Raw genomic sequence first — 8,976 nt, 5'->3', positions numbered from 1 at the left:
GGCTGCATCACCGTATCAGACAACTGATTTTAAAAAGATGGAAAAACCCGCGTACTAAGATTAGCAGATTAATGCGTTTAGGTCTAGATATGGACAGTGCTAAACGCATAGGCTACTCCAGAAAGAAGTACTGGAGATTATCAAAAACACCTGAGGTTCATTGGGTGCTTACAACGAAAAGACTCTACCGTTGGAACGTAGTTCCACTACGAGACCTGGCAGAGTCTGCTTACTTAAGATATTGAACCGCCGTATACGGAACCGTACGTACGGTGGTGTGAGAGGACGGTAAATAAATTAATTATTTACCTCCTACTCGATTGAACTGAATTTCAAAATATTGGTTAACTCTCTTTTATGCTTATGGGCACAAGCTAGCCAAAATAAATGTTTCGCTTGTATTGCAATTTGTGTATAATAATAGAGATAACTTACACAGGTAAAGGATGGACAGTTTATGCCCAACAGACAATCTACTCAAACAGTAAGGAAAATTGTTCTGAGTATTGTTTCTATATTAATCATACTACTGATTATACTAGTGGTATCGGGGTATCATTATTATACGACCTCCCTGGAACCACTGGAAGCTGAAAGCAATGAGGATGTTCCTGTTGAGATTCCCATCGGATCATCAAGAACGGATATTGCACGTATTCTGGAAGAAAACAACATCATTCGAAGCGCCTTTGTCTTCAATTACCATTTGAGATTCACGGGTGAAGAAGGGTTTCAGGCCGGGTACTACTTATTCTCTCCATCAATGTCGACTGACGAAATCGTCACCTATTTGCAGGAAGGCGGTACTCCGATCACAGAAGAGTCAACGGGCAGGCTAACTATTCCCGAAGGCTACACGATCGAGCAGGTAGCCATTGTCGTTGAGAATCAGACTGAGTATACTACAGAGGAATTCTTCGAACTGGTAGAAGATGATGCGTTTCTTGAAGCATCAGCGGAACGGTATCCTCAATTGCTTGAAGGAGCCCTGGACCTGAGAGAAGAAACGCTCTATACACTTGAAGGCTACCTTTACCCCGCTACTTATGAAGTGTTTGCAGATACTACGCTAGAAGAACTGGTGACCCAGATGCTTGGAAGAATGAACCAAGTTATGGAGCAGTATTATGCGGAAATAGAGGAAAGAGAAACCACAGTGCACGAAATACTTACGATGGCCTCTTTCATAGAACGTGAAGGAATAACTTATGAAGACCGGGAACTCATTTCAGGAGTATTCTATAACCGCCTGGAAATCAACATGCCTCTTCAGACCGATGTGAGTGTCACTTACGCGTTGGGAGAACACCAGGAACGGATCACATATGATGATCTTGAAGTGGACTCGCCGTACAATTTGTATAAACACAGAGGATTAGGACCTGGGCCGGTCAATAACCCGGATGAAGAGTCCATTAGGGCAAGTATGAACCCGGCTGAGACAGATTACATGTTTTTCCTGGCAGATCTATCTACTAGGAAGATATATTTTTCTGAGACATACGAACAGCACCTTGAATATCAAAACAAATATTTAAGATAATAAAAAAGCATTGAGTTCACAAGAGCTCAGTGCTTTTCTTGAGAAAACCATTTAAACAGAAACAGGGAAGGAATTAAAGCATGGACGATAAGCATAAACCAATAGTCATAGGTGTAACAGGAGGTTCCGGAAGTGGAAAAACAAGTGTCAGTCAGGCGATATACAACTATTTCCCTGGGAAGTCCATAATGATGCTGGAACAGGATTCTTATTATAAAAATCAGGATCATTTAAGTTTTGAAGAAAGACTAAAAACCAATTATGATCATCCGTTTGCCTTTGATACTGACCTGCTGATCAATCATCTGAACGAGCTACTAGGTTATAATAGTATCGAAAAGCCTGTGTATGATTATACAAAACATACGAGAAGTGGAGAGACAATCACTCAGGATCCTAAAGAAGTAATTATTCTGGAAGGCATACTTATTCTTGAAGATGTCCGCTTAAGAAACCTGATGGATATTAAGCTATATGTTGATACAGATGACGATATCAGGATCATTCGTCGTATTAAGAGGGACATTGAAGAACGTGGAAGAACACTGGACAGTGTCATCGACCAGTATCTGACAGTGGTCAAACCCATGCATGCTCAATTTATCGAACCAACGAAAAAATATGCAGATCTGATCATCCCTGAAGGGGGAAGAAACCAGGTAGCGATCGATTTAATGACTACAAAGATTCATACAATATTTGAAGAGCGTTCCCTTTAATTAGGGTCGCTTTATTCTTAAAAACGCTTTACAACGTCATATGTTCGTGGTATCTTAGTTCCATTGAGAAATTAGTTGACAGCTCTTTCTTAAATTATTTTAACAATTGATTCTAAACAGTAAGATATAAAAGTATTTTTTATGAGGTGAATGAAATGATGACAGAAAAAGTCTATCCAATGACACTAGAAGGCAAAGAAAAGTTAGAAAATGAATTGAACGAACTGAAAACGGTAAAACGTAAAGAGGTCGTCGAGCGAATAAAAATTGCTAGAGGATTCGGAGACCTGTCAGAGAACTCTGAATACGAATCTGCGAAAGATGAACAGGCATTTATTGAAGGACGTATCAGCACGATCGAAAACATGCTTCAGAATGCACAGATCATCGACAGCTCCAACTCCAAGGAGGGTGAAGTCACTCTTGGACGTTCAGTTATCTTTAAAGAACTGCCGGATGGAATCGAGGAAGAGTACACAATCGTTGGAAAAGCAGAAGCAGATCCATTTTCAGGTAAAATTTCCAATGAATCTCCTATAGCGCAGGCGCTTTTAGGGAAGACAGTCGGAGACAAAGTCCAGATCAATACACCTGGCGGAACAATGGAAGTTGAAATCACAAACGTATTTTGATTAACAGGGCTGAAAGGAGAGATTGCCTCTTCTTTCAGCCCTGTTTTTATCCAACCTGAGACCGATATTTCATTGAAGCTAGTGCTATTAAGCTGCTATTTAGATATACTGTAACTATAACAAAGAGGAGGGGAGCTGCTCATGAGTTCTTCAATTTACAGATCGATCATGATTTTACTTTTCGTCTGGCTGTTCTATCAGCTATTTAATACGTGGATGCTTCTCCTGTTCTTTATTGCCGGGTTGTTCTTTCTCCTGCTATATAAGTTCTCCAGGACTGACGACGGGAAAAAGTCACAGTGGCTCTGGACAAGTGTAGTGTTTTTTGCTTTGTCACTTGTATTTACCAGTGCCTTCTGGGCCATTATCAGTGTGTTTCTTATAGTAGAGTTCAACTCTGACAGTAAACTTTCACGTACTATAAGGGATCCTTTATTTCGAAGAAATAAATACTGGAATCAGAAGGAGTTTATATCAGTAGAATGGGATGAAGAGACTGAAACAGAAATGAAGTTTACGAGAAACAGATGGTTCGGTGACGACTCGGAAGGAAAAAAAGTTTTCGAGTGGGACGACAAGAATTTCACCAAGATGATGGGAGATACTTTTTTTGATTTAGGTAATACTATTTTACCCAAAAAAGAAAATACTATTATCATCAGAAAAGGGTTCGGAGACACAAAAGTCATTGTACCCAAGGATGTCGCGCTGTCTCTAGATATCAGTCTGACTCTGGGAAAACTGGTTATCGATACAGAAGAATATGACCTCAAGAATGAAACCATAAAGTGGCAGTCGAAGGATTATCAGTCTTCACTTAGAAAGTTGAGGATCGTGGCCAATACGCTTGTCGGTGAAGTAGAGGTGATTTATTTATGAAAAAGTCTCTATCTTTACTGGCAAAATTTTTTATTCTGTATCTGTTTACCTTAGTATTCATAACTATTTTTATTCTGCTCTCCCTATCAGAAAATCAGTGGATAAGCGTATTTTACCAGGCGAATTTCATTGGTATTTCGCTGATCGTTTACCTGATACTTTTCTCATTTGTTCTGTCTGTCAGTACGCTTACTTATCTAAGAGCTTTTGAGAGAAAGAAACTGAGGAAAGTCGAAGAAGGACTAAGAATGATGAGCCAAGGTCATTATTCCGCCTCAATTTTTTTAAATATGTACTCATTGGATACACCGCTGCAGGTGAGCGAAGAAGTCGACAGGCAGTTTCTCAACCTGCATGAAAAACTGATGTTCATGGCTGATCAGGCTTTAAGAAATGCTCAGGAAACCGGCGGAGCGAGCAGTGAAACGAAAGAGGAAATCCTGGAGCAGGAACGGCATCGTATTGCCAGAGAACTGCATGATTCAGTAAGCCAGCAGCTGTTCGCATCCTCAATGATGCTGTCTGCAGTGAATCAGCAGATAGATAACTGTCCTGATTCGATCATCAGACAGCTCCAGATGGTTGAACAGACTATAAATGCCTCACAGACCGAAATGAGGGCGCTGCTTCTTCATCTCAGGCCGATCCAGCTTGACGGTAAATCATTGAAGGAGGGGATAGAACAGCTGTTGAAGGAACTGGGGGGGAAGATAGATATCGTTATCCACTATTCAATCGATTCGATTACAATGGCTCAGACCATGGAAGACCACTTTTTCAGGATCATTCAGGAGCTGTTGTCCAATGTACTCAGACATGCCAAAGCAAAGGAACTGGAAGTCTATTTGACAAAAAACGGAGATACGGTACAGTTAAGTGTTATCGATGATGGCGTCGGTTTTAAAGTGGAAGATAAGAAAGCAGGCAGTTACGGACTACATAATATAAGAGAACGAATCGAAGGCATGGGTGGGAATGTGAGAATCATTTCACTTAAAAATGTCGGCACACGAATTGAGATCAATGTACCAATAGTATAGAGGAGGAAACTATGTGATACGGTTGTTGTTAGTAGATGATCATGAAATGGTACGTCTTGGATTGTCATCCTTTTTTTCAGTACAGGATGATTTTGAAGTGGTTGGAGAAGCCGAGAATGGGGAAATAGGAGTAGAACTGGCGCTTAAGGAAAAGCCTGATATTATTCTGATGGATCTGGTAATGGAAGTGATGGACGGTACAGAAGCTACACAGCAGTTGATGACGCAATGGCCGGAGGCCAAAATCATAATCCTGACAAGTTTCATTGACGATGAAAAGGTATATCCAGCTATGCAGGCAGGGGCCTGTGGGTATATTTTAAAAACATCTACAGCTCAGGAAATTGCAAAAGCGGTCAGGAATACTTATAACGGTGATAATTATATCGAGGACGAAGTCAGTTCAATCATGGAGGAGAAGAAAGAGGAATCCATGAAGCATTATCCTCATGAACTACTGACTAATAGAGAGAACGAGGTGGTTCAGCTTATTTCCAAGGGGTATACCAATCAGGAAATAGCGGATGAGCTTTTTATCACTTTAAAGACAGTCAAGACACATGTCTCTAACATATTATCGAAGCTGGATGTGGAAGATAGAACTCAAGTGGCCATTTATGCATTCAGACACGATCTGGTCAAAGAGTAGATGACTCTTGGGTATAAAAAAGTGAGCAGACATATACGATGTCCGCTCACTTTTTTTAATTTGTTAAAATAACTGGAAGGATGATCGGTCTTCTTTCAGTTTCTGCAAAGAGGAACTGCTTGATATCTTCGATCAGGTCATTCCTCAACTTAAATTCATTGACGGAATTGTGTTCGAATGATTTCCGGATACTCTTATACGCTATTTTCTGAGCATTTTGTATGAGTTCTTCTGATTCTCTCATATATATGAAGCCTCTTGAGATAATATCAGGTCCGGCAAGCACTTCTTTCTTCTTAGGGTCAATGGTGGCTACAACTACAACTAGACCATTATCAGAAAGGATTTTTCGGTCCCTCAAGACGACGTTACCTATATCTCCAATCCCACTTCCATCTACATAAACATCTTTTGCGTCAAAGTCTCCGGCGCGTCGTGCACTGTCTTCAGTAAATGCGACGATTTGACCGTTATCCAGTACAAAACAGTTTTCTTCAGCTACGCCCGTTTTCTGTGCAAGAGATGCATGGATTTTCTGCATACGATGCTCGCCGTGAATAGGAACAAAGTATTTAGGCTTCATGAGTTGAAGCATCAATTTCTGCTCTTCCTGACCACCGTGTCCTGAAGTATGAATGTTGTTGATTTTTCCGTGGATGACGTTTGCGCCAGCTTCAAGAAGCTGGTTGATGACACGGTTAACGCTGACAGTATTCCCGGGAATAGGAGAGCTGGAGAAAATAACTGAATCTCCAGGCTGGATGGAAATCTGTCTGTGTGTTCCGTTTGCGACACGACTGAGAGCTGCCATCGGCTCACCTTGAGATCCTGTACATAAGATCAGGATCTCATTATCATTGTAACGTTTCAGTTCATTCGGGTGAATGAAGGTGCCTTCTTCTGCCTGGATATACCCAAGTTCCTGACCTGTCTCCATCGCATTGACCATACTTCTTCCAAATACGGCAATTTTTCTTCCAGTCTTGTTAGCCGCTTCCACAACTTGCTGGATTCGTGAAATATTTGAAGCAAATGTCGCAAAAATAATACGACCATCGATTTTCTTAAGAAGACTACGAATTGAATCTCCGACTACCTGTTCGGACTTGGTAAAGTTTGGAACTTCAGCATTGGTACTGTCAGACAGAAGGGCAAGAACACCTTCTTCTCCAATTTTAGCCATCTTGTGGATATTTGCGGGTTCTCCAACTGGTGTGAAGTCAAATTTAAAGTCCCCAGTCTGGACAATATTACCATTCGGAGTCTTCACAACGATACCGTATGATTCTGGCACACTGTGAGTAGTTCTGAAGAATGATACAGTAGTCTTTCTGAACTTGGTGACTGTATCTTCATTGACTTCGTGAAGTGTTGCAGAACGCAGCAGATTGTGTTCGTTCAATTTATTCTTTATTAGAGCCAGAGCAAGTTTATTAGCATAGATAGGGACGTTAAGCTGCTTAAGAAGGAAAGGAATTCCACCTACGTGATCCTCATGTCCATGTGTAATAAAAAGCCCTTTGATCTTGTCCTGATTTTCTATCAGATAGCTGTAATCGGGAATGACATAATCAATACCCAAAAGATCGTCTTCCGGGAACTTAATTCCTGCATCAATAAGAATGATCTCATCCTGGAATTGGACAGCATAGGTATTCTTTCCTATCTCATTCAGTCCTCCTAATGCATAGACTGCCGTTTCATTGTTCTTGATATTTGGTTTCATATTTCAAAGTCTCCTTATAATGTTTGATTTCAGTATGCTAATGAATACTTACAAAAAAAGATAAATCTCATCAGGTCTGTATAGTGGGTACTAGCCACTGCTATAAATATATTACCATATTGAAAATAATAAGTATAGGAAGGCAAGCCGCCAGTATGTGTAAAGTTATTCTCGGAAATTTATTCTAGAAATCTGAAACGTAGTTTATTGTTTTTGTCTTTCTCAAGCCTTTTTTGCTCTTCGAGCTTTTAAAAGGCTTGAGAAAGTCAGTTCTAATTAAATAATTTCTGTAATTGCCCCATTGGACTTGATGGAGAGCCATTATTAGCTATTCTTCCAATTTTTACACCTATTGAAGGTCTATGTTGGCTTTTCTTCAAAGCTGCTCTCACTGCACCCTTAAACTCCGGCTGGAGTTTCGTTGTAAGTTCCGGTATTTTATCTGTTAGCGCTTTGAGAAACGTTCCGTTCTTACGTGCAGATATGATCGCTGCTACATTCCCAGCACCTTGAGCTGAAAACCCTCGTCCTTGTCGTTTCATACGATAACTATAAGGACGATGATTACTTTCGCAAACACCAATCCCTTTATTTACGGGTAAATCCCTCATTTTAAATGGTTTAAGACTTTCCCAATTTCTATATAGATAAGCTTTTAACATGGTAAGTTCTTCCTGAAATTCAGTTGCTTTTTCATTGTTAATTTCAATGCGACTCTCCGTTGTAGCGATTATGGTTTCAATACGATCCCAATCGTATGTACGCACAGCTTCTTTCATTTTCTTTTCCATCTTTTTATCAAAATACATTCGTTGTTTGATTTTCTCGTTTACATGATAAGCATCTCTAAAATGTTCGTGTCGCTGGCATTTGCCAATGATTTGATGGAATTTATCTTTGTCGTAACCACTGCCTCCATCACTGTTTGAAATGACGATCGTCTCGCGTATATCATACAGCGACTCTAACCAAAGGCTTGCACGTTTAAAAGCTTCTTTACTTGATACAGTACTCTCAAACATTTTAGAATTAATTAAGACAGGTCTTTTCTGTTTTCCTTTATACTCTACCCCTTCATGAAACTGAACACGATGAATCTCAGGACGTTTTTTCTCCTTGCCTTTTGTAAGCATTAACCCGTCACCTTCAATAAATAAGACAGGCGTTTTTTTCTTATCTTTCTGAGACGTCTCGTCTTGAAGAGGTGCTGTTTCTGTCCATTCTTGAATGGTTTCACCGACTTTTTGAGTGATAGTATGAATGGTCGTATGACTCAGCGAAAAAGATGTAAGAAGATTAATAGCTTCTTCTGCTTTGCGGTACGTTCCATCTGAAGCTATTTGAGCTGCTTTCATCTCTACAAGAGGAGAATTACGGATTCTAGGCTTTAAGCCGACGGCTTTATCAAAAGGAATCACACTTTTTTCGCCTTCTTTTCGCATACGGTGGCGTTCAAATTCAACGGTTCCGAATGTAAATTGAAGCGTACGGTCAGGCACACTGTCAATCTCATATCCTTGTTCTTTGTAATCATGAAGTAATTCTAAATCAATCTGTTTAATAGCGGCACTGAGTAACTGTTGAGTGATACGTTGAAAAACCGTTTCTAAGGCTAATTCTGCTTCTAAAAGGGAAGAAGAATCCTTTAAAGTTGTGATGATTTCTGATATAATTTGATTCATAAGAAGACCTCTTTCTCTAGCGTTGTCGTTATCTCTAGATTAAGGGTCTTCTTTCTTTTTGTCTAGGTCGAATTTCCCCTCTTCCGACATTAATTTTACACATAGA

At 40.0% G+C, this 8,976-nt stretch carries 8 protein-coding genes and 1 pseudogene; 7 read left to right on the top strand and 2 right to left on the bottom strand.

Going from position 1 to position 8,976, the window contains the following annotated elements:
* The 7 genes and pseudogenes from BLR76_RS12075 to BLR76_RS10275 form a co-directional block, all read left to right on the top strand.
* Positions 1-245 (top strand): annotated as a pseudogene (locus BLR76_RS12075) (group II intron reverse transcriptase/maturase); the annotation flags it as partial.
* 212 nt (positions 246-457) lie between these two features.
* Positions 458-1,543, top strand: coding sequence for an endolytic transglycosylase MltG (gene mltG, locus BLR76_RS10300; RefSeq protein ID WP_091268693.1), 1,086 nt, complete (start codon positions 458-460; stop codon positions 1,541-1,543).
* An 80-nt stretch (positions 1,544-1,623) separates the two neighbouring features.
* Positions 1,624-2,262, top strand: a complete 639-nt coding sequence (gene udk, locus BLR76_RS10295; RefSeq protein WP_091268691.1) for a uridine kinase — start codon at positions 1,624-1,626, stop codon at positions 2,260-2,262.
* Positions 2,263-2,420: 158 nt separating this feature from the next.
* Positions 2,421-2,894: a transcription elongation factor GreA gene (gene greA, locus BLR76_RS10290; protein ID WP_091268695.1), complete on the top strand. Its 474-nt coding sequence runs from the start codon at positions 2,421-2,423 to the stop codon at positions 2,892-2,894.
* A 141-nt stretch (positions 2,895-3,035) separates the two neighbouring features.
* Positions 3,036-3,773: a cell wall-active antibiotics response protein LiaF gene (liaF, locus tag BLR76_RS10285; RefSeq protein ID WP_091268690.1), complete on the top strand. Its 738-nt coding sequence runs from the start codon at positions 3,036-3,038 to the stop codon at positions 3,771-3,773.
* Complete coding sequence (locus tag BLR76_RS12395; RefSeq protein ID WP_091268689.1) at positions 3,770-4,813, top strand: sensor histidine kinase; 1,044 nt, start codon at positions 3,770-3,772, stop codon at positions 4,811-4,813. Before liaF ends, BLR76_RS12395 begins: the two co-directional genes overlap by 4 nt.
* Before the next feature lie 13 nt (positions 4,814-4,826).
* Positions 4,827-5,462 (top strand): response regulator transcription factor, encoded by a 636-nt coding sequence (locus BLR76_RS10275; RefSeq protein WP_091268687.1) that lies wholly within the window; start codon positions 4,827-4,829, stop codon positions 5,460-5,462.
* A gap of 55 nt (positions 5,463-5,517) precedes the next feature.
* On the opposite strand, the gene rnjA is transcribed toward BLR76_RS10275, so the two are convergent.
* Positions 5,518-7,188, bottom strand: coding sequence for a ribonuclease J1 (rnjA, locus tag BLR76_RS10270; RefSeq protein ID WP_091268685.1), 1,671 nt, complete (start codon positions 7,186-7,188; stop codon positions 5,518-5,520).
* A 272-nt stretch (positions 7,189-7,460) separates the two neighbouring features.
* Complete coding sequence (locus tag BLR76_RS10265) at positions 7,461-8,870, bottom strand: ISLre2 family transposase (RefSeq protein ID WP_091263916.1); 1,410 nt, start codon at positions 8,868-8,870, stop codon at positions 7,461-7,463.
* Between the last annotated feature and the right edge of the window lie 106 nt (positions 8,871-8,976).

It is taken from the genome of Alkalibacterium thalassium (assembly GCF_900101165.1).
GTDB classification, from domain to species: Bacteria; Bacillota; Bacilli; order Lactobacillales; family Carnobacteriaceae_A; genus Alkalibacterium; species Alkalibacterium indicireducens.
Note: the sequence above shows the minus strand (reverse complement) of the source record. Positions and strands in the feature narration are given on the sequence as shown.

Bases quoted from the DNA above. Each gene is read 5' to 3' on its own strand.
- BLR76_RS10265 (WP_091263916.1), bottom strand. From the start codon at position 8,870: ATGAATCAAATTATATCAGAAATCATCACAACTTTAAAGGATTCTTCT.
- mltG (WP_091268693.1), top strand. From the start codon at position 458: ATGCCCAACAGACAATCTACTCAAACAGTAAGGAAAATTGTTCTGAGT.
- liaF (WP_091268690.1), top strand. From the start codon at position 3,036: ATGAGTTCTTCAATTTACAGATCGATCATGATTTTACTTTTCGTCTGG.
- greA (WP_091268695.1), top strand. From the start codon at position 2,421: ATGACAGAAAAAGTCTATCCAATGACACTAGAAGGCAAAGAAAAGTTA.
- rnjA (WP_091268685.1), bottom strand. From the start codon at position 7,188: ATGAAACCAAATATCAAGAACAATGAAACGGCAGTCTATGCATTAGGA.
- BLR76_RS12395 (WP_091268689.1), top strand. From the start codon at position 3,770: ATGAAAAAGTCTCTATCTTTACTGGCAAAATTTTTTATTCTGTATCTG.
- udk (WP_091268691.1), top strand. From the start codon at position 1,624: ATGGACGATAAGCATAAACCAATAGTCATAGGTGTAACAGGAGGTTCC.